The sequence below is a fragment of the Comamonas kerstersii genome (assembly GCF_002056725.1).
In the GTDB taxonomy this organism is placed as follows: Bacteria; Pseudomonadota; Gammaproteobacteria; order Burkholderiales; family Burkholderiaceae_C; genus Comamonas; species Comamonas kerstersii.
This window is the reverse complement of record NZ_CP020121.1, coordinates 563,350-584,059: the sequence shown is the minus strand read 5'-3', so window position 1 is coordinate 584,059 and position 20,710 is coordinate 563,350. Positions and strand designations below refer to the sequence as shown.

Annotated in this window: 18 protein-coding genes and 1 riboswitch; of the genes, 14 read left to right on the top strand and 4 right to left on the bottom strand. The window is 60.9% G+C overall.

Annotated features, from left to right (window positions below):
- The first annotated feature begins 55 nt into the window (after positions 1 to 55).
- The 13 genes from B5M06_RS02700 (at position 56) to arsC (ending at position 15,500) form a co-directional block, all read left to right on the top strand.
- Entirely contained in the window at positions 56 to 454 is a 399-nt protein-coding gene (locus tag B5M06_RS02700) for a response regulator (RefSeq protein ID WP_054067549.1), read from the top strand.
- Between the two features lie 28 nt (positions 455 to 482).
- Positions 483 to 854, top strand: a complete 372-nt coding sequence (locus B5M06_RS02695; protein WP_054067548.1) for a response regulator — start codon at positions 483 to 485, stop codon at positions 852 to 854.
- An 11-nt stretch (positions 855 to 865) separates the two neighbouring features.
- A complete protein-coding gene (locus B5M06_RS02690) occupies positions 866 to 1,408 on the top strand; it encodes a chemotaxis protein CheW (RefSeq protein WP_054067547.1) in 543 nt (180 codons plus the stop codon).
- A gap of 25 nt (positions 1,409 to 1,433) precedes the next feature.
- Entirely contained in the window at positions 1,434 to 3,668 is a 2,235-nt protein-coding gene (locus B5M06_RS02685) for a methyl-accepting chemotaxis protein (RefSeq protein ID WP_054067546.1), read from the top strand.
- Positions 3,669 to 3,801: 133 nt separating this feature from the next.
- Positions 3,802 to 9,741, top strand: coding sequence for a hybrid sensor histidine kinase/response regulator (locus tag B5M06_RS02680; protein ID WP_054067545.1), 5,940 nt, complete (start codon positions 3,802 to 3,804; stop codon positions 9,739 to 9,741).
- Between the two features lie 176 nt (positions 9,742 to 9,917).
- On the top strand, positions 9,918 to 10,517 hold the full coding sequence (locus B5M06_RS02675) for a YqgE/AlgH family protein (protein ID WP_054067544.1): 600 nt from the start codon (positions 9,918 to 9,920) through the stop codon (positions 10,515 to 10,517).
- Entirely contained in the window at positions 10,514 to 10,966 is a 453-nt protein-coding gene (ruvX, locus tag B5M06_RS02670) for a Holliday junction resolvase RuvX (protein ID WP_054067543.1), read from the top strand. The genes B5M06_RS02675 and ruvX overlap by 4 nt, the downstream gene beginning before the upstream one ends.
- On the top strand, positions 10,963 to 11,472 hold the full coding sequence (gene pyrR, locus B5M06_RS02665; protein ID WP_054067542.1) for a bifunctional pyr operon transcriptional regulator/uracil phosphoribosyltransferase PyrR: 510 nt from the start codon (positions 10,963 to 10,965) through the stop codon (positions 11,470 to 11,472). The genes ruvX and pyrR overlap by 4 nt, the downstream gene beginning before the upstream one ends.
- A gap of 2 nt (positions 11,473 to 11,474) precedes the next feature.
- Positions 11,475 to 12,440, top strand: a complete 966-nt coding sequence (locus tag B5M06_RS02660) for an aspartate carbamoyltransferase catalytic subunit (RefSeq protein ID WP_054067566.1) — start codon at positions 11,475 to 11,477, stop codon at positions 12,438 to 12,440.
- 61 nt (positions 12,441 to 12,501) lie between these two features.
- A complete protein-coding gene (locus tag B5M06_RS02655; protein WP_054067541.1) occupies positions 12,502 to 13,797 on the top strand; it encodes a dihydroorotase in 1,296 nt (431 codons plus the stop codon).
- A gap of 126 nt (positions 13,798 to 13,923) precedes the next feature.
- Positions 13,924 to 14,733, top strand: a complete 810-nt coding sequence (locus B5M06_RS02650) for a lysophospholipid acyltransferase family protein (protein WP_077345212.1) — start codon at positions 13,924 to 13,926, stop codon at positions 14,731 to 14,733.
- 8 nt (positions 14,734 to 14,741) lie between these two features.
- Entirely contained in the window at positions 14,742 to 15,137 is a 396-nt protein-coding gene (locus B5M06_RS02645; protein ID WP_054067540.1) for a DUF423 domain-containing protein, read from the top strand.
- A 12-nt stretch (positions 15,138 to 15,149) separates the two neighbouring features.
- Positions 15,150 to 15,500 carry an arsenate reductase (glutaredoxin) gene (gene arsC, locus B5M06_RS02640; protein WP_054067539.1) on the top strand — a complete coding sequence of 117 codons (351 nt, stop codon included), beginning with the start codon at positions 15,150 to 15,152 and terminating at the stop codon, positions 15,498 to 15,500.
- A 34-nt stretch (positions 15,501 to 15,534) separates the two neighbouring features.
- Here the strand turns inward: arsC and B5M06_RS02635 are convergent, their stop codons facing one another.
- The 4 genes from B5M06_RS02635 to trxB all read right to left on the bottom strand — a co-directional run bounded on the left by B5M06_RS02635 (position 15,535) and on the right by trxB (position 18,051).
- A complete protein-coding gene (locus B5M06_RS02635; protein ID WP_054067565.1) occupies positions 15,535 to 16,050 on the bottom strand; it encodes a 6,7-dimethyl-8-ribityllumazine synthase in 516 nt (171 codons plus the stop codon).
- 115 nt (positions 16,051 to 16,165) lie between these two features.
- Positions 16,166 to 16,319, bottom strand: a riboswitch (FMN riboswitch).
- Positions 16,320 to 16,448: 129 nt separating this feature from the next.
- On the bottom strand, positions 16,449 to 16,619 hold the full coding sequence (gene rpmG / locus B5M06_RS02630; protein ID WP_054067538.1) for a 50S ribosomal protein L33: 171 nt from the start codon (positions 16,617 to 16,619) through the stop codon (positions 16,449 to 16,451).
- A 22-nt stretch (positions 16,620 to 16,641) separates the two neighbouring features.
- On the bottom strand, positions 16,642 to 16,875 hold the full coding sequence (rpmB, locus tag B5M06_RS02625; RefSeq protein WP_003058229.1) for a 50S ribosomal protein L28: 234 nt from the start codon (positions 16,873 to 16,875) through the stop codon (positions 16,642 to 16,644).
- A gap of 225 nt (positions 16,876 to 17,100) precedes the next feature.
- Entirely contained in the window at positions 17,101 to 18,051 is a 951-nt protein-coding gene (gene trxB, locus B5M06_RS02620; RefSeq protein WP_054067537.1) for a thioredoxin-disulfide reductase, read from the bottom strand.
- A 323-nt stretch (positions 18,052 to 18,374) separates the two neighbouring features.
- On the opposite strand from trxB, the gene B5M06_RS02615 reads away from it, so the two are divergent.
- Positions 18,375 to 20,699, top strand: coding sequence for a DNA translocase FtsK (locus B5M06_RS02615; protein WP_054067536.1), 2,325 nt, complete (start codon positions 18,375 to 18,377; stop codon positions 20,697 to 20,699).
- The last annotated feature ends 11 nt before the right edge of the window (positions 20,700 to 20,710 follow it).

Genomic DNA, 20,710 nt, shown 5'->3' with positions numbered 1-20,710 from the left:
AGTGCCGGGAGGGCGCAGTCCGGGAGATTTCGGTGAACCCTGAGGGCATTTCAAATTGAGTACAGCCGGAGCATCTTTCAGAGTGTTGGTGGTGGATGACAGCAACACCATTCGTCGCAGTGCAGAGATTTTTCTCAAGCAGGGAGGGCATGAGGTCCTGCTTGCCGAAGATGGCTTTGATGCACTGGTCAAGGTGAATGATTTCAGGCCGCATCTGATCTTCTGCGACATCCTGATGCCCAAGCTCGATGGCTATCAGACCTGCGCCATCATCAAGCGCAACGCACATTTCGCAGACACGCCCGTGGTGATGCTTTCATCCAAGGATGGCGTGTTTGACAAGGCACGCGGGCGCATGGTCGGCTGCCAGGACTATCTCACCAAACCATTTACCAAGGACCAGCTGCTCAAGGCTGTGCAGCAGCTTGGCAAGGTCGAATCGGTAGCAGGCTGAACAGAAAACAGACAGAGAGGAGAGGGAAATGTCTATCCAGAAAGTACTGGTCGTGGATGACTCCAAGACGGAGTTGATGTTTCTCACGGAGATATTGCACCAGCAGGGGTACCAGGTACGTACTGCAGAAAACGCCGAGCAGGCACTGGCCAGGCTTGAAGAAGAAAAGCCGGATCTGATTCTGATGGACGTGGTCATGCCCGGTCAGAACGGTTTTCAGCTCACCCGTTCGCTGGCACGCAACACCAAGTTTGCCGATGTGCCCATCATCATGTGCACCAGCAAGAACCAGGAAACCGACCGCGTCTGGGGGCTGCGTCAGGGTGCCAGTGACTACATCACCAAGCCCGTCAATCCGCAGGAGCTGCAGGCCAAGATTGCTGCGCTGTCCAGCGTCTGAAGTGAGCATCCATGGCAAACCGACAAGCGCTGCGTGAGCTTCAGGTACGTCTGGCCGAGCGCCTGCAAGCCGCGCGCAGCAACACATCCAAGGGTGCGAGCTGGCTGGCGGTGCAGGCCGGTTCGCGCAACTATCTGCTGCCGCTGGATCAGGCCGGCGAAATTTTTCCGTGGACTGCCACCATGAAGGTGCCCTATACCGCGCCCTGGTTCTGGGGCGTGGTCAATTTGCGTGGCAGTCTGGCTGGGGTGGTTGATTTGTGTGCCTTGCTCGGGCATCCGGTCGAGCGCACGGAGCAGTCGCTGCATGAGGTGAGCCTGCTGCTGATCAATCCCGGTCTGCAGGTCAATGCGGCGCTGGTGGTGGACCGGCTGCAGGGGCTGCGTGGTGCGGAAGATTTTGCTTCCATGCAGGAGCCTTCCTCGCAGGCCACGGCCCAAACACCATCCAGCTGCCTGGGCACAGGCTATGTGGATCACACCGGCGCGGTGTGGCAGGTCCTGCAATTGCACGCCCTGGTGCAATCGCCGGAGTTTCTGAACATTCGTATGTGAATCTTTTAATTCTTAGAGGTTGAGCATGTCTTTTGTCCAGCGAGTCAGCAAATTTTTTCGTCGCAAGCCTGAGGGCCAAGACGAAGTGACAGTAGCGCAGCAGCAGGAGGCAACTGCGCAGCAGATGTCCGCAGAAGATGCCTGGCCCAGCGTGCAGGACACGGATGTGCTCGACGATGCACCGGTCGAGCAAAGTGAAATCCATCTGCCCTTGCTTGGCCCCGCACCAGCGGCTACCCACCAGCGGCGTCTGCTCACCATGCTGGCTCTGGGTGTGATTTTGCTGGCCCTGGTGGCAGGCTGGGTGCTGCAGCAGGCAGACCGTTCGGCCAAGCAGCTGGCGGCAACGGGTCAGTCGCTGATGCAGTCGCAGCGACTGGCGAAGTCTGTGACGCAGGCCTTGCTCGGCAAGGAGCCTGCCTTCCCTGAGCTGCAGGACAGTGCCAGCGTGCTGGGGCGCAATGTGCGCGCGCTGACCCAGGGGGATGCTGAACTGGGTGTGCAAAGCCTGGATGCAGCCTATGAAGAAGATCTGGGCTCGGTCAGCAGGCTGGCCCAGCAGGCAGAGAAAAACGCCCGTGCGGTGCTCAATCAGCAAAAGATTCTGATGCAGGCCGGTGATGCGCTGCGCTCCATCAATCGCCAGTCTTCGGGCCTGCTGGAGCTGGCAGAAGCCGTGGCCACCACCAAGCTGCAAATTGGCGCCGCAGCGCCCGAAATTGCAGCAGCCAGCCAGCTGGTCATGCTGACGCAGCGCATTGGCAAGTCAGCCAACGAATTCCAGACCATTGATGGCGTGAGTCCCGAGGCAGTGTTTCTGCTGGGGCGCGACCTGAACTCCTTCAAGGAGCTGGCCGAAGGCCTGCTGCATGGCAATGCCGAACTGCGCCTGTCAGCAGCGCGTGATGCGCAGGTGCGTGAGCAGCTGACTGCCATGCTGGAAATGTATGAGCAGACACGTGAGGAAGCGGCTTCGATTCTGAGCAATCTGCAAGGCCTGGTAGCGGCGCGTGAAGCGCAGAATGCCATCATTGCTGACAGCGAACCGCTGCGTGCACAGCTGGAGCAACTGCAGAACAAGCTCTCGCAGCAAAGCGGTATTTCTGCAGGGCAGATGGCTCTGCTGGTGATGCTGGGTCTGTTTGTGCTGCTGTGCGGTATTAGTATCTCGCGCGTGCAGCTGCTGGACAGCCGTCAACGTCAGGAACTGGCCGAGCAGCAGCGCATGGATGCACGCCGTCAGGAGCAGGAAGCCAAGCGCATCAATGATGCCAACCAGGCCGCGATCTTGCGCCTGATGAACGAACTGCAGAACGTGGCTGAAGGTGACCTGACCCAGGAAGCCACGGTGACGGAAGACATCACCGGCGCCATTGCTGACTCGGTGAACTACACGGTGGAAGAGCTGCGTCTGCTGGTGGGCAGTGTGCAGAATACGGCCCAGCGCGTGGCGCAGACTACGGCGCAGGTGGACAGTACTTCCTCACAACTGCTGGCCACATCGGCAGAGCAGCTGCGCGAAATCCGCGAAACCGGTCAGTCGATTCTGGACATGGCTGATCGCATTACCCAGGTGTCAGCACAGGCACAAGAATCTGCTGCGGTGGCGCGCCAGTCCAGACAGGCGGCTGAAGATGGCCAGCGTGCGGTGCAGAACACCATCAATGGCATGAACGCCATTCGCGATCAGATTCAGGAAACTTCCAAGCGCATCAAGCGACTTGGTGAGTCCTCGCAGGAAATTGGCGAAATCACTGAGCTGATTTCCGACATTACCGAGCAGACCAACGTGCTGGCTTTGAACGCCGCTATTCAGGCTGCATCGGCAGGTGAAGCAGGTCGAGGTTTCTCTGTGGTGGCGGAAGAAGTGCAGCGCCTGGCCGAACGCTCGGCGGACGCGACACGCCAGATCGCTGCGCTGGTGAAAACCATTCAGACCGACACCCTGGATGCGGTGGCCGCGATGGAGCGCTCTACCCAGGGCGTGGTGGAAGGCGCACGCCTGTCTGACTCTGCGGGCGCTGCGCTGGCAGAAATTGACGCGGTGTCACGCAAGCTGGCGGATCTGATTGAGCAGATCGCCCAGACCTCGCAGAACGAAGCGGCGCTGGCCGGTGAAGTGGCAGGCAATATTCAGCACATTTTTGCCGTGACCGAGCAGACCGGAAACAGTACCCGCACCACGGCAGAGCAGGTGCAGGAGCTGGCCAAGATGGCTGAGGAACTGCGCCATTCCGTGTCCCGTTTCAAGATTGCCTGAACCATTGATGAGCCGCGCGCGTGTTGATCATCGACAGGTTGAAGAAAACCATGCCACCTGTTGCGCATGGAAAGGCGCTTGAGAAAGCCTATGTCAGATTGCCAGATGGATCGCGGTTGAAAGCCAAGGATAGATGATGTCAACCACTCGAGTCACAGCACCAGCAGCACAGCACTCCCTTGGGGAGCACGATTTAGGTCCATTGGCATGGGTGCTGGAGGAGGTCCGCAAGTCGCTGGACGGCGCCATCAAGGCCACACGACTTTTTGTCCGAGAAGCCGAGGCAGCGCGCGACTCGGACCTGGCAGTGCTGGACAGCAGCCCTTTGCGCATGGCCAAGCAGCATCTGCACCAGTCCTGCGGGGCTCTGGAAATGGTGGGCATGCCGCAGGCTGCATTGCTGCTGCGTTCCATGGAAGCAGCCGTGCAGCATTATGTGCAAAAACCAGCGGATTGCACGGAAGCCGTGGTCCAGACACTGGAAAAAGCCAGCTTTGCCTTGCTGGAGTTTCTGGAGACCGTGCTGGCTGGCAAACGGATTGCGGCGGTGGCCCTGTTCCCCCAGTACCGTGATGTGCAGGCCCTGTTTGATGCCCAGGGCAAGGTGCATCCTGCCGACTTGTGGCCGATTGAGCGTCGTCTGCGTGATCCGGAACTCGGCGTGCAATGTGCACCGCTGGCGTATGACGCACAGCAGCGCAAGATTCTGGATGCGGCCGTGCTGCAGATCGTGCGTGGCGACGATATTGCGCAATCCAGCATGCGCATGCGCGACGTCTGTCTGGGCTATGCCCAGGCGCAGACAGAAGCACCGATGCGCATTTTCTGGAAGGTAGCAGCAGCTTATTTCGATGCCATGGCCCATGGCCTGCTGAAGGTGGACATCTACTCCAAGCGCGTGGCATCGCGCGTGCTGATGGTGTCTGTGGCGCTGGCCAAGGGCGATCCAGTGGCTCCGGAGCGCTTGCTGCAGAACATGCTGTTTTTCTGCGCACAGGCCAGGACCTCGGCCGCGGGGGCGCAGGATGCCACGGTCTGGAAGACGGTCTATGACGCCTTCGGACTGCAGCGGCACACCCCCGTAGATTATGAGCAGGTGCGCTTCGGGCGCTTTGAGCCTACTGCGCTGGCGCAGGCACGCAAGCGGATTGCGGCCGCAGCAGAAATCTGGTCGGCACTGGCTGGTGGCGACGTGCAGAAGATCAAGCCTGCGGTGGATCAGTTCTCTCTGGTCTGTGATTCGCTGCAAAAGCTGATGCCCGGTGGGCAGGGGTTGGCCAAGGCGCTGACGCAGGTGCTCAGCAGTGTGGCCACACGCAACCAGCCGCCTTCACCTGAAGTGGGCATGGAAGTGGCAACAGCCGTGCTGTATCTGCAGGCAGCGTTGACCTCACTCGACATCAGTGATGAGGACATGTCCGCCCATGCAGCAACGCTGGCTCAGCGTCTGACATCGGTGCTGGCAGGTGCCGCATCTCAGCCGCTGGAGTCCTGGATGGAGCAGCTGTATCGTCAGGTGAGCGACCAGCAGACCATGGGCAGTGTGGTGGGGGAACTGCGTGGCACGCTGGCCGAAACCGAAAAGCTGCTCGACCAGTATTTCCGCAGTCCGGACGACAAGTCCATGCTCAGCGCCGTCGCCACCCATTTGTCGCAGATGCGTGGCGTGCTGTCGGTGCTGGGGCTGGAGCCAGCTTCCCAGGCCATGGTGCGCATGCGCCAGTATGTGGAGCGCCTGCAGACCGAAGACATGCCGGAAGACGAACAGCGCACGCTGTTCGACAAGATTGGCAACAGCCTGGGTGCATTGGGCTTTTTGATCGACATGCTGGGCTACCAACGCAATATTGCCCGCAAGCTGTACGAGTTTGACGAGCAGGATGGCGAGCTCAAGCTGCTCATGGGGCGTGTGCGCCTGCGTGCAGGTGATGAGACCGTGGCCAAGCCCGTTGAGGAAGTGCTGCAGGCACGTGTGCAGCAGATTGACCAGCCCATCATCCTCAAGCAGCCTGCTGCGCCCGCAGTGCAGGAAGTGCAGGCGGCGGAGGCAGCAGCTGAGTCAGCGTCTGTGCCTGCTGCGGAACCTGCGTCTGCATCCCAGCCAGCAGCGCCTGCATTGTCCATAGAGCCCGTCGTACAGGCAGACGCTGCGTCTGCAGCGCCGCTTGAAGTCGCACATGAAGACTCGGACGACGAACTGCTGGACATCTTCCTGGAAGAAGCGCGCGAGGTGGTGGGCAATGGCCGTGCAGCCCTGGAGCTGCTGGCCGAAGACCCAGCCAATATGAGCGAGCAGACGGTGCTGCGCCGTGCCTTCCACACCCTCAAGGGTAGCTCGCGCATGGTCGGGCTGGACGAATTTGGGCAGGCAGGCTGGGCCATGGAGCAGATGCTCAATGCATGGCTGGCCGAGCAAAAAGCCATGCCTGCGCCCATGCGCCAGCTGGCAGCTCAGGCGCTGGACGGATTTGAAGCCTGGGTGGCAGCCATTGAGGCCGGTGCTGCCCAGTCCTGGCAATCTGCGCCTTTCCGGGCCAGTGCAGATGCCATGCGGCTGGAAGGTCGCCTGATTGCGTTGGACATTCATGCTGCCAGCGGCCAGCAGGCAGCTGCACCGAGTGTGGTGCTGGAAGTTGCAGATGATGCGCAGGTGGACGCGCTTTCTGTGGCTGCGCTGGAAGACGTAGCCGAAGCAGCGCCTGCGGTGCACGAGGAAGCCAGCGAGTCAGCGCTGCAGCTCGATATCTCTGAGCGGGTGCTGCAGGACGAAGCCGCAGCACCCGCTCTGGAGCCGCAGAGCACCCAGGAGGCGGCTGCAGACATTCCGGTGGCGGAGGAAATCAGCTTTGACGAGTTTGATGCACTGCTCAAGGCCTCAGAGGATGGGCCGCAAAGCAGTGCGGAGCCTGCATCTGTGCAGCCGCAGGAGCCAGAGGCTGCCGAGGTGCCGCAGGTGCTGGAGCTGCCTGAACTGGAAGCACTACAGCTGCAGACGGACGCTGCCGAAACCATGCAGGCCATGCCAGCCGAGAAGGAAATGGAGCCTGAGGCCGAAGCAGTGCCTGTTGCACAGCAAGAGCAGGAAGCGCCCGCTACACCTGCTGTGGAAATCAAGCAGATTGGTGATGTTGCCGTCTCGCTGCCGCTGTTCAATGTCTATCTGGGCGAGGCTGAAGAGTGGTCTGCCCGACTGCTGGCGGCCCTGACAGGCTGGCAGTCCGAACTGCACGAAGCGCAGCCAGACATGGTCAATGTCTGGGCGCATTCGCTGGCTGGCAGTTCCGCCACTGTAGGCTTTGCTGCACTGTCTGGCTTGGCGCGCAAACTCGAGCATGCTCTGCAGCATGTGGCACCACAGTCGCATGGCGTGGCCGAACAGGTGCAGGTGTTTGTGCGTGCTGCAGAGGAAATTCGCTCCATGCTGCACCAGTTTGCTGCTGGCGTGCTGCCGACTGCCTCCGAGCAGCTGCATGCGCAGCTGCAGCACATACTCGATAGCGCACTGCTCAGCCAGGCACCGTCACAAGTGCAGGCAGACGTGGAGGCGGCCGCTACGCCCACGGTTGCAGAGCAGCTGGCGACTGCACCTGAGCCAGAGCCTGTGGTTCCAGCCATGGAGCAGCAGCCCGCCGTGCATGCTGTGGCGCTGGATGATGACGAGATTGAAGCCGTTGACGCCATCGACCCCGACCTCTTCCCCATCTTTGAGGAAGAGGCCATGGAGCTGTTGCCCACCATCGGCGCAGCCATGCGTGAATGGAGCGCGCACCCGGCGCGTACAGAGGCACGCCATACCCTGCTGCGTGCCCTGCACACCTTCAAAGGCAGCTCACGCCTTGCAGGTGCCATGCGTCTGGGTGAAATGGCCCACCGCCTGGAGTCAGCGGTGGAGGCGCTGGATGCTGAGACCGCATCGGCTGAGCGGATCGACCCCCTGTTTGCGCGCCTGGATGCCATGGAAGCAGGCTTTCGGGCACTGTGCGCGCAAGGCGAAGCTGGAGGGGCAGAGCAGCTCAAGCAGCCTGTGCCCGTCGAGGTGGAGGAAGCATCACCACCTGCCACAGCGCAGCCGCAGTACACCGCATGGACAGACGCTACACCTGCAGGGGCTGCAGCACCCGCGGTGCAGGATGCGGCACGTGCAGCCAGCCAGCAGACGGTGCGCGTGCGCTCGCAGCTGCTGGATCGCCTGATCAACGAAGCGGGTGAGGTGCTGATTGCGCGTTCGCGTCTGGATGTGCGCATGCATAGCATCAAGCATTCGCTGCAGGACCTGTCGGTCAATCTGGACAAGCTGCGCCAGCAGCTGCGTGATGTGGAGGTGCAGGCCGAGTCACAGATGCAGTCGCGCATGCAGCTGGCCAAGGAAGCCGGTGCAGACTTTGACCCGCTCGAGTTTGACCGTTTTACGCGTGTGCAGGAGCTCACGCGCATGATGGCCGAGTCGGTCAACGACGTGGCCACGGTGCAGCGCAGTCTGCAGCGGGATGTGGACGCGGCGGAAGACGATCTGATTGCCCAGGGCCGTCAGTCCCGTGAGCTGCAGCGTGACTTGCTGCGCACGCGCATGGTGGAGTTCGACGCTATCTCTGAGCGTCTGTATGCCGTGGTGCGCCGCACGTCCAAGGAAACCGGCAAGCAGGTCAAGCTGGGCCTGACGGGTGGCACCATTGAAATGGACCGTGGCGTGCTCGAGCGCATGGTGCCTGCGTTTGAGCATTTGCTGCGCAACTGCGTGGACCACGGTATTGAAAAGCCCGAGCTGCGCACCGCAGCGGGCAAGCCTGCCAGCGGCACCATCAGCGTGCAGGTGCAGCAGGAAGGCAATGACGTAGCGGTGAGCTTCCACGATGACGGCGCAGGCCTGAATGTGGAGCGTATCCGCGACAAGGCCCTGGCACAGGGGCTGATCACTGCTGATGAGGTGGTGGATGCCGCACGCGCAGCCCAGCTGATCTTCATGCCCGGCTTTACGACGGCGCAGCAGGTCACAGGCGTGTCGGGCCGTGGTATTGGCATGGATGTGGTGCGCTCCGAAGTGCAGGCGCTTGGTGGCCGTATTGAAACGCACACCCTGCCCGGCCAGGGCTCTGCCTTCCGGCTGGTGCTGCCACTGACCACGGCGGTGACGCAGGTTGTGATGCTGCGTGCTGGTAGCTTCTCCGTAGGTGTGCCAGCCAGCCTGGTGGAAGTCGTGCGCCGTGTGAGCATGGCGGATCTGGAAGCCGCCTACCGCAGCGGCGAACTGATGGAGGGCGACGAGCGCATTCCGTTCTACTGGGCCGGTGCCGTTTGGAGCCAGTCACCCCGCAGTGTGGACGATGGCGCAGGCAAGACACGGCCTGTGGTGCTGATCCGAAGCGCCTCGCAGCGCATTGCATTGCACGTGGATGAAGTGCTGGGCCAGCAGGAAGTGGTGATCAAGCCGCTGGGCGCGCAAATGTCTCGCCTGCCTGGTCTGACTGGCATGTCGGTGCTGGCCTCTGGTGCTGTGGTGCTGATCTACAACCCTGTGGCGCTGACTACGGTGTACGGTGCGCAGATCCGTGAACTGGGCAAGGGCTTGCCCGCCGTGCTGGACGAGCAGACCGCCAAGCAGCTGCAGCGCGAAGCAGCGCCTGCCGAGCCCGTCACCGGCGTGCAGCCATCGAGCCAGGTGCCGCTGGTCATGGTGGTGGACGACTCCATCACCGTGCGCCGTGTGTCGCAGCGCCTGCTGCAGCGCGAAGGCTACCGCGTCATCACCGCCAACGATGGCCTGCAGGCGCTGGACAAGCTGCAGGGCGAAGAACTGCCCAGCGTGGTGCTGTCCGATATTGAAATGCCGCGCATGGACGGTTTTGATCTGCTGCGCAGCATCCGTGCTGCCGAGCGTCTGCAGCACCTGCCGGTGATCATGATTACCTCGCGTATTGCCCAGAAGCACCGTGACCATGCCATGGAGCTTGGTGCCAACCACTACCTGGGTAAGCCGTACTCAGACGACGAACTCATGGCGCTGGTGCACCACTATGCAGTGGGCAAGCCTTTGCCTGAGCCGCAGGAAGATGCTGTCGCTGTACGTAGCGAATAAGACTGCTCTTATAAAGAGAGCTGCTAGCGCTTGTTATTCAAGGATTTCAGATGGAAAGTATTCTGAAATCAAGTAATTTCAAGCGCTGGCAGCTCTCTTTTTTCTTGCTTTCAGGACTGCAGGGGCTTGTGTGGCACTGCCAAATGGCGCATGGATCATCGCTAAAATACGCGGTTATGCCCGCTGAATCTGCGCCTATCAATTTGACGCACCACTTCCTGATTGCCATGCCCAATCTGGAGGATGAGTCCTTTTCCCGCAGCGTGGTGTATTTGTGTGAACACAACGAGCGCGGTGCGCTTGGTCTGATCATCAACAAGCCTTCCACGCTGAGTCTGCAATCCTTGCTGCGCAAGATCGATCTGCCCATGGGGCGAGAGGACCTGCAGGAAGACATGGTCTTCCGTGGTGGCCCTGTGCAGACCGATCGCGGCTTTGTACTGCACGACCCCATCATCATCGAAGGCGCGGAAGCCAACCAGTCTGCCTATGCCTCTACGCTGACCGTGCCTGGAGGGCTGGAGATGACCACCTCCAAGGACGTGCTGGAAGCCATTGCCAATGGCGCGGGCCCACGCCGCGTGCTGGTCACGCTGGGCTATGCCTCCTGGGGTGAAGGACAGCTGGAGTCCGAGCTGGGTGAAAACGCCTGGCTGACGGTGCACGCCGACCCCCAGGTGATCTTCGACACCCCCGCCGAAGAGCGCTACAACAAAGCCTTGAGCCTGCTGGGCCTGCAGCCCTGGATGCTCTCTCCCGAAGCAGGTCGCGCATGACCCCCGATACTTCCCTTCCACGGCCCGGCAATGCTGCTGACAAGGCCGTGGTCATTCCTGCGCATGTGCAGCAGTTACTGGCCTTTGACTTCGGCACCAAGCGCACGGGCTGCGCTTCGGGCAACCGTGTGTTTGGCGCAGCCAGTCCGCTGCCCACCATCAAGGCCGAAGGCGCAGATGCACGCTTTGTAGCCATTGAGAAACTGATCAAGGAGTGGCAGCCACAGGCGCTGGTCATTGGTGTGCCTTACCACCCGGATGGCGCACCGCACGAGAACACGGCCAAGGCGCTGAAGTTTGGCCGCCAGCTGCGCGGGCGCTTTAACCTGCCTGTTTATGAAGTGGATGAGCGCTACAGTACTACCGAAGCCCTGGCCGGTGGTGCCAAAGATGCCGATGCTGCGTCGGCATGCATCATCCTGGAGCAATTTTTGAGGAGCATTGCATGAGTCTTTCCGCTGGTTCTTTGGTGCTGGACGCCGAAGCCCTGTACCGTGAGCTGCTGCGCGGCGTGCGCAGTCTGATGGGACCGAACACCCAGTTGGCAGGCGTGGCCTCGGGTGGTGCCTGGCTGGCAGAACGACTGCACAAGGACCTGGGCCTGCCCGGCAAGCCCGGCGTGCTGTCCTCGGCCCTGCACCGCGATGACTTTGCCCAGCGTGGCATGGCGCAGAGCGTGCAGACACAGCTGGACTTTGATGTGAACGGCGCTGACATTCTGGTGCTGGACGATGTGCTCTACACCGGCCGCACCGTGCGTGCCATTTTGAACGAGCTGTACGACTATGGCCGCCCAGCAAGCGTGCGCCTGGCCGTGCTGGTGGACCGTGGTGGCCGTGAGCTGCCAGTGGCCGCCGAATTTGCCGCCGCACGCGTGGCGCTGCCCGCCAGCCAGTCGCTGGCGCTGGCACGCACAGAAGACGGCACCTTCCAATTTGAAGTCAAAGAGGCATGAACGTGCTGTACAAGCGCAACAACCCCCAACTGAACAAGAACGGCGAGCTGATCCACCTGCTCTCCACGGAGGGATTGTCCAAAGACATCCTGACCCAAATTCTGGACACCGCTGAGAACTTCGTCAGCGTCAATGACCGTGAAGTCAAGAAAGTGCCGCTGCTGCGTGGCAAGAGCGTGTTCAATCTGTTCTTTGAAAACAGTACACGCACGCGCACCACGTTTGAGATCGCGGCCAAGCGCCTGTCGGCTGACGTGTTCAATCTGGACATTGCCCGCTCCTCGACCGCCAAGGGCGAGACCCTGCTGGACACCATCGACAACCTCTCGGCCATGGCGGCCGATATTTTTGTCGTGCGCCACAGCGAGTCCGGTGCGCCTTACCTGATTGCCCAGCACGTGGCACCCCATGTGCACGTGGTCAATGCCGGTGACGGCCGTCACGCACACCCCACACAGGGTCTGCTGGACATGTACACCATCCGTCACTACAAGAAGGACTTCTCCAACCTGCGCGTGGCCATCGTGGGCGATGTGCTGCACTCGCGCGTGGCGCGCTCTGACATCCATGCGCTGACCACGCTGGGCGCTGCTGAAGTGCGCGTGGTGGGGCCTCGTACCCTGGTGCCCTCCGACATGAGCAGCATGGGCGTGCGCGTCTTCCACAACCTGGAAGAAGGTATCAAGGACTGCGACGTCATCATCATGCTGCGTTTGCAGAACGAGCGCATGAGCGGCGCGCTGCTGCCTTCGAGCCAGGAATACTTCAAGAGCTTTGGCCTGACCGAAAAGCGCCTGGCACTGGCCAAGCCCGATGCCATCGTCATGCACCCTGGCCCCATCAACCGCGGCGTGGAGATTGACTCCGCCGTGGTCGATGGCCCGCAGGCCGTGATTCTGTCGCAGGTGACGTTTGGTATTGCCGTGCGTATGGCGGTCATGTCTATCGTCGCAGGCAACGAAGCATAATTGTTTTGATAGCTACTAGCGCTTGCTGGATAAGCGCTAGAGGCCAATTTGGTATGTAACCATGAAAATCTTGATTCAAAACGGCCGCGTGATTGATCCGGCCCGTGGTTTTGACCAGGTATGTGATGTGGCCGTGGCTTCTGGCCGTGTGCTGGCCATTGGTCAGCTGCCTGCAGGCTTTGAAGCAGACCGTGTGATTGATGCTTCTGGCCAGTGGGTACTGCCCGGTCTGGTGGACCTGGCGGTGCGCCTGCGTGAACCCGGTCATGAGCACGAAGACATGCTGACGTCCGAAATGGCGGCCAGCGTGGCTGGTGGTGTGACCAGCCTTGTGTGCCTGCCTGATACCGACCCCGTGCTGGACGAGCAGGGACTGGTGGAAATGCTCAAGCTGCGTGCTGAAAAGCTGCACCAGTCGCGCGTCTTCCCCATGGGGGCGCTGACCAAGGGCCTCCAGGGTGAAGTGCTGACGGAAATGGCAGAGCTGTCTGATTCAGGCTGCGTGGCCTTTGGTCAGGCGGATACGCCCCTGTCCAGCATCACCACGCTCAGCCGTGCGCTGAGCTACGCCAACACCTTTGGCTATGCCGTGTGGCTGCGTCCCCAGGATAAGGACCTGGGCAAGGGCGTGGCTGCCAGCGGTGCGCTGGCCACACGCATGGGCTTGTCCGGCGTGCCTGTGGCGGCCGAGACCATTGCCCTGCACACGATTTTTGAGTTGATCCGTGGCTCGCAGACCCGCGTGCACCTGTGCCGTATTTCCAGCGCCGCTGGCGTGGAGCTGGTGCGCAAGGCCAAGGCTGAGGGCATGAATGTGACGGCAGACGTGTCCATCAACAGCCTGCATCTGACGGAAAATGACATCGGCTACTTTGACAGCAGCGCACGCCTGATTCCCGTGCTGCGCCAGCAGCGCGACCGCGAGGCGCTGTCTGCCGCCCTGGCCGATGGCACGATTGATGCGCTGGTGTCTGACCACTGCCCGGTCGATGATGACGCCAAGGTGCTGCCTTTTGCAGAGGCAGAAGCTGGTGCCACTGGCGTGGAGCTGCTGCTGTCGTTGGCTGTCAAGTGGTCGCAAGACCAGAATGTGCCGCTGCTGCGTGCGCTGGAAGTGGTGACCGCTGCTCCTGCACGTCTGCTGGGCAGCGCGCTGGGAACCTTGCAGGCCAGCCTGGGTCAGCTGGTAGAAGGCGGCGTGGCCGACCTGTGCGTGGTTAATCCGCAGCAGGCATGGACTGTCACGCCACAGGCCCTGGTCAGCCAGGGCAAGAGCACACCGTTTACAGGCTATGAAGTGCCTGCACGCGTGCAGCTGACCATGGTCAATGGCCATATCGCGTTTGAGCGCAACTAAGCCTTGATCGCATCACCGGCAGGCTTTGGCTTGCTGGTGGCTGCAGAGCCGTTGCGTGCGAGTGCGCAGCCGTGTGCTGAGGATGAACAAGAGGGTGTAACCGCAAACACAAAGTGGGAGAGCTTGATGGCAGGAACTCTGCGTGCAGTTGGACGTTTTTCGCGCATGCTGTGGCATGCACTCAAGGGTGTGCGCACCGCACGCCAGGGACTTGACCATCTGGATGCGCAGCAACAGCAGCGCATGGTGGAAAACTGGGCACGAGAGTTTTTAAGCAGGGCAGGTATTGCGCTGCACATCGAGGGACAGCCTGTGGCACAGGGTCCTGTGCTGCTGGTGGCCAACCACCAGTCCTGGCTGGATATTCCCACTTTGCATGCGGCACGCCACTGCCGTTTTATCTCCAAGGCAGAGATTGCCAACTGGCCCATCGTCGGCCATCTGGCACGTGCGGCGGGCACGCTGTTTGTGCAGCGCAGCTCGCGCCGTGACACGCAGCGCACGGTGCAGAGCATGACGCAGGCGCTGCGCAACGGTGACATCCTCACCGTCTTCCCCGAAGGCACGACAGGCAATGGTCGTGAACTGCTGCCGTTTCACGGCAATATGCTGCAGGCTGCCATTGATGCCGATGCAGCCGTGCAGCCCGTAGCCATGACCTTTGTGGATGCACGCACGGGTGAGCGCTCCTTTGTGCCCTGCGAGGCCTATGAAGACGAGCCCATGCTGCGCAGCCTGTGGCGCACCATTCAGACCGAGCACCTAGTAGCAGTGGTCCGCTATGGCACACCAGAAAAAGCCAATGGCCGGGATCGCCGGGTATGGGCCCAGGATCTGCGTGACCGTGTCGAGGCGCTGCGCCAGCCATCGCTGGTGGCTGTAGCCCAGGCAAGCCCTGTTTCGAAGCCGCAGCAAGTTGCGGTCATGACAGATTGAAAGCTTTTATGTACAAATTCTGGATTCCTGCGGCAGCCTTGTTGGGTGTGACGGGCGTGGCCATGGCCGCCTATGCTTCGCATGGTTTGGGCTTTATTGCAGATGCTACGGTGCGAGAGGCCACACGCGCTTCGCTGCAGATGGCTGTACAGCAGCAGATGTTCCATGCGCTGGCCTTGCTGGGTGTGGGCATGCTGGCGCTTACAGGGCGCGGCAATCGCTGGATCTGTGCGTCTGGCGGGCTGTTTGTGCTGGGTGTGCTCTTGTTCAGTGGCTTGATCTATCTGCGCACACTGACTGGGGTTGAGGCTTTTCGTCCTTTGGTGCCCTGGGGTGGCAGCTGTCTGATGCTGGCCTGGCTGCTGCTGGGTATTGGCGGCTTCAAAGCCGCGCGCAGCGCATAGACTAGGCATCCTATGAGCGACATCACCATTTTTCACAACAACCGCTGCAGCAATTCGCGCGGCGCCCTGCAAATTCTGCGTGACAAGGGCATTGAGCCAAATATCGTGGATTACATCGCCACGCCGTTGACGGCGCCTGAGCTGTCGGAGCTGGTGGCTCACATTGGTGTTCCCGTGCGTGAGTTGCTGCGCAGCAAGGAAGCTGTGTTCAAGGAACTGGGGCTGGACAACCCAGCGGTGACGGATGAGCAGCTGATCATGGCTGTGGCCCAGCACCCGGTGCTGCTCAACCGCCCCATCGTCGTCACCCCCAAGGGGGCGGCACTGTGCCGTCCACCGGAGAAAGTGCTGGAGCTGCTGTGATGCCATCGGGGCCGCAGCGAGTCTGGGGTGTGATTCAGGCCTGTACTGTTTCGCTGAGCAGGGCGTCAACATTCGCATGTGCTGCCAGTGTCTGCGCGCAGGCATCGGCAGCTTCCATCCCCTTTTTGATGAAATGCTGGCGGAAGAAGCCTTGCAGGTCTTCCGAAGGCTGGAAGTTGTAGGGCGTCAGTGCTACCGAGAAGACAGGCACGCCGGTGCCTAGCTGTACGCGCATCAGACCATCAACCACGGCGGTTGAGACAAACTCATGGTGGTAGATGCCACCGTTCACAATCACGGCGCAGCCAATCACTGCGTCAAACTTGCCAGATTCGGCCAGCTTCTTGGCCATCAGCGGAATTTCAAAGGCACCGGGGACTTCAATCTGATGGATGCGGGCGGGCGCTACGCCGAGCGTCTGCAGCTGGCGTGCGCAGGCATCGCGGGCCTGGTGCACGACATCGCTGTGCCAGTTGGCGCTGATGATGGCGATGCGGGCCTGTTGCAAGGCTGCGTTGGAAGCAATGGTGTGGGTCATGGTCTGATTCATGGTCTGTGTCTGCACAAGAGAGAACAACAAATGAATCAGGGCGCGCGAAGGCAGACATAGCAGAAAGACCAGCGTGCATGCGCACACAGGCCTCTCGGCTGGGAGAGAACTATCTTCACGTTGCTCTTTCATCCGGACTTTGACCGTCGGCTCTGGAGTTACACCAGATCTGCTGACCCTGCATGGCTGGAGCCATCCAGGCGCTCGCGGGCTTGCAGTCAGGGCTGCTTACCGCCGGTGGGGAATTGCACCCCGCCCTGAGAACGTATGTGACCAGCTGAAGCAGCTGGTCACAGCACTGATTGTAGGCAGCGTACAAGCCACTGCCGGGCACGCAGGCAACAAAAAACCGCCAGCGCAGATGCGAAGGCGGTTTTTTTGTAAAAGCAAAGACTGAATTACTTCAGTTTGGTTTCCTTGTACTCGACGTGCTTGCGAGCCTTGGGGTCGAACTTGATGATCGACATCTTTTCAGGCATCGTCTTCTTGTTCTTGGTCGTGGTGTAGAAGTGACCTGTGCCAGCAGTCGAAGCCAGCTTGATCTTTTCGCGTCCGCCTTTGGAAGCCATGTTGATTCTCCTTCAGTGGAAATTAAGCCTGGCCACGGGCGCGCATGTCTGCGAGCACGGAGTCGATGCCGTTCTTGTCGATCAGGCGCAGAGCAGCGCTAGAAACGCGCAGACGCACCCAGCGGTTTTCGCTTTCAACCCAGAAACGACGGTACTGCAGGTTAGGCAGGAAACGACGCTTGGTCTTGTTGTTGGCGTGGGAAACGTTGTTGCCCACCATGGGCTTCTTGCCCGTAACTTCACATACGCGTGCCATTTGGACACTCCGATATTTGAAACGGCCGCCGACTCCGGGGCTCTGCGTTGCGCAAAGCAATGTGTCGACAACCTCACCTCGCCAATTAATGGGTGGCGGTAACCCGATTTGTAGCACCGTGTGCCAGACGCTGGTGCGCCAAGGCCAAATGCAGCAAAGCCCGCGATTATACGGGCTTTGTCTAAATGGGCCTAAGGCTGCAGGGTATTACCTGTGCGCGGCCGTTTATTCCTGTTCCAGGAAGCGCTGGGCATCCAGTGCTGCCATGCAGCCTGTGCCTGCGCTGGTGATGGCCTGGCGGTAGACGCTGTCCTGCACGTCACCCGCAGCAAACACGCCGGGCACGCTGGTCTGTGTGGCAAAGCCCTTGTGACCGCCCTGGGTGACGATGTAGCCGTTTTCCATCTCCAGCTGACCCTTGAAGATCTCGGTGTTGGGCGAGTGGCCGATGGCGATGAAGCAGCCTTGCAGCGTGATGTCTTCGGTGTGGCCATCCTGCGTGTGCTTGATGCGCACGCCGGTCACGCCCGACTGGTCGCCCAGCACTTCATCCAGTGTGAAGTGGGTCTTGAGCTCAATCTTGCCTTCCTTGACCTTGTCCATCATCTTGTCGACCAGGATGGGCTCGGCCGTGAACTTGTCGCGGCGGTGGATGACAGTGACCTTGGAGGCAATATTGGACAGGTACAGCGCCTCTTCCACGGCTGTGTTGCCGCCGCCGACCACGCACACGGGCTGGTCGCGGTAGAAGAAACCGTCGCAGGTCGCGCAGCCGGAAACGCCACGGCCCATGAAGGCTTCTTCGGAGGGCAGGCCCAGGTACTTGGCCGATGCGCCGGTGGCAATGATCAGGCTGTCACAGGTGTAGGTGCCGCTGTCGCCCTGCAGGGTGAAGGGGCGCTTGGACAGATCCACGCTGTGGATGTGGTCAAACACCAGCTGGGCCTTGAAGCGCTCGGCGTGCTCCATGAAGCGCTGCATCAGCTCAGGGCCTTGCACGCCGTTGACGTCGGCAGGCCAGTTGTCCACTTCGGTGGTGGTCATGAGCTGACCGCCTTGCGCCATGCCCGTGACCAGCATGGGGTTGAGGTTGGCACGCGCAGCGTAGATGGCAGCGGTGTAACCGGCAGGGCCGGAGCCCAGGATCAGAACTTTGGCGTGTTGGTTGGTGGACATGTTGCTTTTCGAAGAAGGTGCTGCGCACTTGGCGCAACACGGTTGAACACACGGGCCAGCCCAGATGCATGCCACAGTCATGGCTTGCATGGGATACGCTGGCATTGTAGAAAGCTGGCGGAGTCCCTGCGGCGCATGCCTGTAAACACAGGCTGCTTGCGACAAGGAACTGCCAGCCTGTTGAGCCAGGGCAAGCAGTGTACGGACAGGCTTGTATAGCGCCACGTCTGTCAGACAGTGCCCTGTATGTTGCAAGTGCTTGCACTGGCGTTGCAACCGTTTGTGTAGTGGGCTGCGCGCCTAAGGTAAGCTTCCGCCTGCGTATGACTTATTCCTCGAATGCATTGAATGCCAATTCTTCACCATCTGCGCCCAGATATGGCTTGGCGCGGTTTGGTCATGAGATCTGCCTGATCGCAGGTGCTCTGGGATTGCTGTTCTGGCTGCTGGCCATGTTGAGCTATTCCGGCACCGATCCGGCATGGTCTACCTCGGGCAGCGGTGATGGCGGCATCGTCCATAACTGGCTGGGCCGCTCGGGCGCGCTGCTGGCGGATGCCTGCTATTTTGGTTTTGGCATGTCCGTGTGGTGGCTGCTGCTGATTGCGGGCTATACGCTGGGCAGTTCTGCCTTGCGCTGGGTGCGCGGGCAGAGCATGGAAATCACCTCTGTGCGTGAGCGCATGAAGTGGTGGGCCGGTGTGGGCTTGCTGCTGGCCGTGAGCTGCATGCTGGAGTGGTCGCGCCTGTACCGTTTTGAAGACCTGCTGCCCGGCCATGCCGGTGGCGTGCTTGGTTATGCGCTGGGCTTGGGGGCGGTGCGCTGGCTGGGCTTTACGGGCTCGGGCCTGATTGGCATTGTGCTGATGGTGCTGGCCCTGGCTCTGGTGTTCCGCTTTTCCTGGGGCAGCGTGGCAGAAAAGCTGGGCGCGGCCATTGAAGCGGCGGTGCGCCTGAACCAGCAAAAGCGCGAAAAGATCAAGGACACGGCCGAAGGCCGCAAGGCCGCGCGTGAGCGTGAAAAAGTGGTGGAAGAAGTGCGCCAGGAGCTGGATGACGTGCACCAGCATGAGCCTGTGCTCATCATCACCCCCACGGCAGCGCCTGCAGTGCCCAGTGAGCGCGTGCTCAAGGAGCGCCAGAAGCCGCTGTTTCAGGACACGCAGATGCAGGACGGTCACCTGCCGCAGATTGATCTGCTCGATGCCGCTCCGGTCAAGCAGGAAACCGTCGCTCCTGAGACGCTGGAGATGACCAGCCGCCTGATTGAGAAAAAGCTCAAGGACTTTGGCGTGGAAGTGCGCGTGGTGCAGGCCACGCCCGGCCCTGTGGTCACGCGCTACGAGATTGAACCGGCCACGGGCGTGAAGGGTTCGCAGATTGTGAATCTGGCCAAGGATCTGGCGCGCTCGCTGTCGCTGGTGTCTATCCGCGTGATCGAGACCATTCCCGGCAAGAACTACATGGCGCTGGAATTGCCCAATGCCAAGCGCCAGTCGATTCGCCTGTCGGAAGTGCTGGGCTCGCAGGTCTACCACGAGGCCAAGAGCCTGCTGACCATTGGCCTGGGCAAGGACATCGAAGGCAAACCCGTGGTGGCTGACCTGGCCAAGATGCCCCACGTGCTGGTGGCGGGCACGACCGGCTCCGGCAAGTCCGTGGGTATCAATGCCATGATTTTGTCGCTGCTGTACAAGGCAGACCCCAAGGAAGTGCGCCTGCTCATGATCGACCCCAAGATGCTGGAAATGTCGGTCTACGAAGGCATCCCGCACCTGCTGGCGCCTGTGGTGACCGATATGAAACAGGCTGCCAACGGCCTGAACTGGTGCGTGGCTGAGATGGAGCGCCGTTACAAGCTCATGTCCAAGCTGGGCGTGCGCAATCTGGCGGGCTACAACACCAAGATCAGCGAAGCCAAGGCCAAGGGCGAGAGCATTGGCAACCCCTTCAGCCTGACGCCAGAGCAGCCCGAGCCGCTGGACCGCCTGCCGCACATCGTCATCGTGATCGATGAGCTGGCAGACCTGATGATGGTGGTCGGCAAGAAGATTGAAGAGCTGATTGCCCGTCTGGCCCAGAAGGCGCGTGCAGCGGGTATCCACCTGATTCTGGCCACGCAGCGCCCCAGCGTGGACGTGATTACCGGCCTGATCAAGGCCAACATTCCGACACGTATTGCTTTTCAGGTTTCGTCCAAGATTGACAGCCGCACCGTGCTGGACCAGATGGGTGCCGAGAGCCTGCTGGGCATGGGGGACATGCTCTACATGGCCAGCGGCACAGGTCTGCCCATCCGCGTGCACGGCGCGTTTGTGTCGGACGATGAAGTGCACCGCGTGGTAAGTTATCTGAAAGAGCAGGGCGAGCCTGATTACATCGACGGCGTGCTGGAGGCCGCCACCTCTGAAGAGGGCGGCGTGGACGGCGACGGCGAAGTCGGCGGAGAGCGTGACCCCATGTATGACCAGGCCGTGGAAATTGTGCTGAAAGACCGCAAGGCCAGTATTTCCTACGTGCAGCGCAAGCTGCGTATTGGCTACAACCGTTCGGCCAATCTGCTGGAGCAGATGGAAAAAGCAGGGCTGGTCAGCGCACTGACGGCCAGCGGCCAGCGCGAAGTGCTGATGCCAGCACGGCCGGAATAAAGAGAAAGACA

What these genes read in the sequence shown, in the direction of transcription:
- B5M06_RS02675 (WP_054067544.1), top strand. Translation starts at nt 9,918, where the DNA reads ATGCCCGCTGAATCTGCGCCTATCAATTTGACGCACCACTTCCTGATT.
- pyrR (WP_054067542.1), top strand. Translation starts at nt 10,963, where the DNA reads ATGAGTCTTTCCGCTGGTTCTTTGGTGCTGGACGCCGAAGCCCTGTAC.
- B5M06_RS02685 (WP_054067546.1), top strand. Translation starts at nt 1,434, where the DNA reads ATGTCTTTTGTCCAGCGAGTCAGCAAATTTTTTCGTCGCAAGCCTGAG.
- B5M06_RS02655 (WP_054067541.1), top strand. Translation starts at nt 12,502, where the DNA reads ATGAAAATCTTGATTCAAAACGGCCGCGTGATTGATCCGGCCCGTGGT.
- B5M06_RS02615 (WP_054067536.1), top strand. Translation starts at nt 18,375, where the DNA reads ATGACTTATTCCTCGAATGCATTGAATGCCAATTCTTCACCATCTGCG.
- B5M06_RS02690 (WP_054067547.1), top strand. Translation starts at nt 866, where the DNA reads ATGGCAAACCGACAAGCGCTGCGTGAGCTTCAGGTACGTCTGGCCGAG.
- rpmG (WP_054067538.1), bottom strand. Translation starts at nt 16,619, where the DNA reads ATGGCTTCCAAAGGCGGACGCGAAAAGATCAAGCTGGCTTCGACTGCT.
- trxB (WP_054067537.1), bottom strand. Translation starts at nt 18,051, where the DNA reads ATGTCCACCAACCAACACGCCAAAGTTCTGATCCTGGGCTCCGGCCCT.
- B5M06_RS02645 (WP_054067540.1), top strand. Translation starts at nt 14,742, where the DNA reads ATGTACAAATTCTGGATTCCTGCGGCAGCCTTGTTGGGTGTGACGGGC.
- rpmB (WP_003058229.1), bottom strand. Translation starts at nt 16,875, where the DNA reads ATGGCACGCGTATGTGAAGTTACGGGCAAGAAGCCCATGGTGGGCAAC.
- B5M06_RS02680 (WP_054067545.1), top strand. Translation starts at nt 3,802, where the DNA reads ATGATGTCAACCACTCGAGTCACAGCACCAGCAGCACAGCACTCCCTT.
- B5M06_RS02650 (WP_077345212.1), top strand. Translation starts at nt 13,924, where the DNA reads ATGGCAGGAACTCTGCGTGCAGTTGGACGTTTTTCGCGCATGCTGTGG.
- B5M06_RS02695 (WP_054067548.1), top strand. Translation starts at nt 483, where the DNA reads ATGTCTATCCAGAAAGTACTGGTCGTGGATGACTCCAAGACGGAGTTG.
- arsC (WP_054067539.1), top strand. Translation starts at nt 15,150, where the DNA reads ATGAGCGACATCACCATTTTTCACAACAACCGCTGCAGCAATTCGCGC.
- ruvX (WP_054067543.1), top strand. Translation starts at nt 10,514, where the DNA reads ATGACCCCCGATACTTCCCTTCCACGGCCCGGCAATGCTGCTGACAAG.
- B5M06_RS02635 (WP_054067565.1), bottom strand. Translation starts at nt 16,050, where the DNA reads ATGAATCAGACCATGACCCACACCATTGCTTCCAACGCAGCCTTGCAA.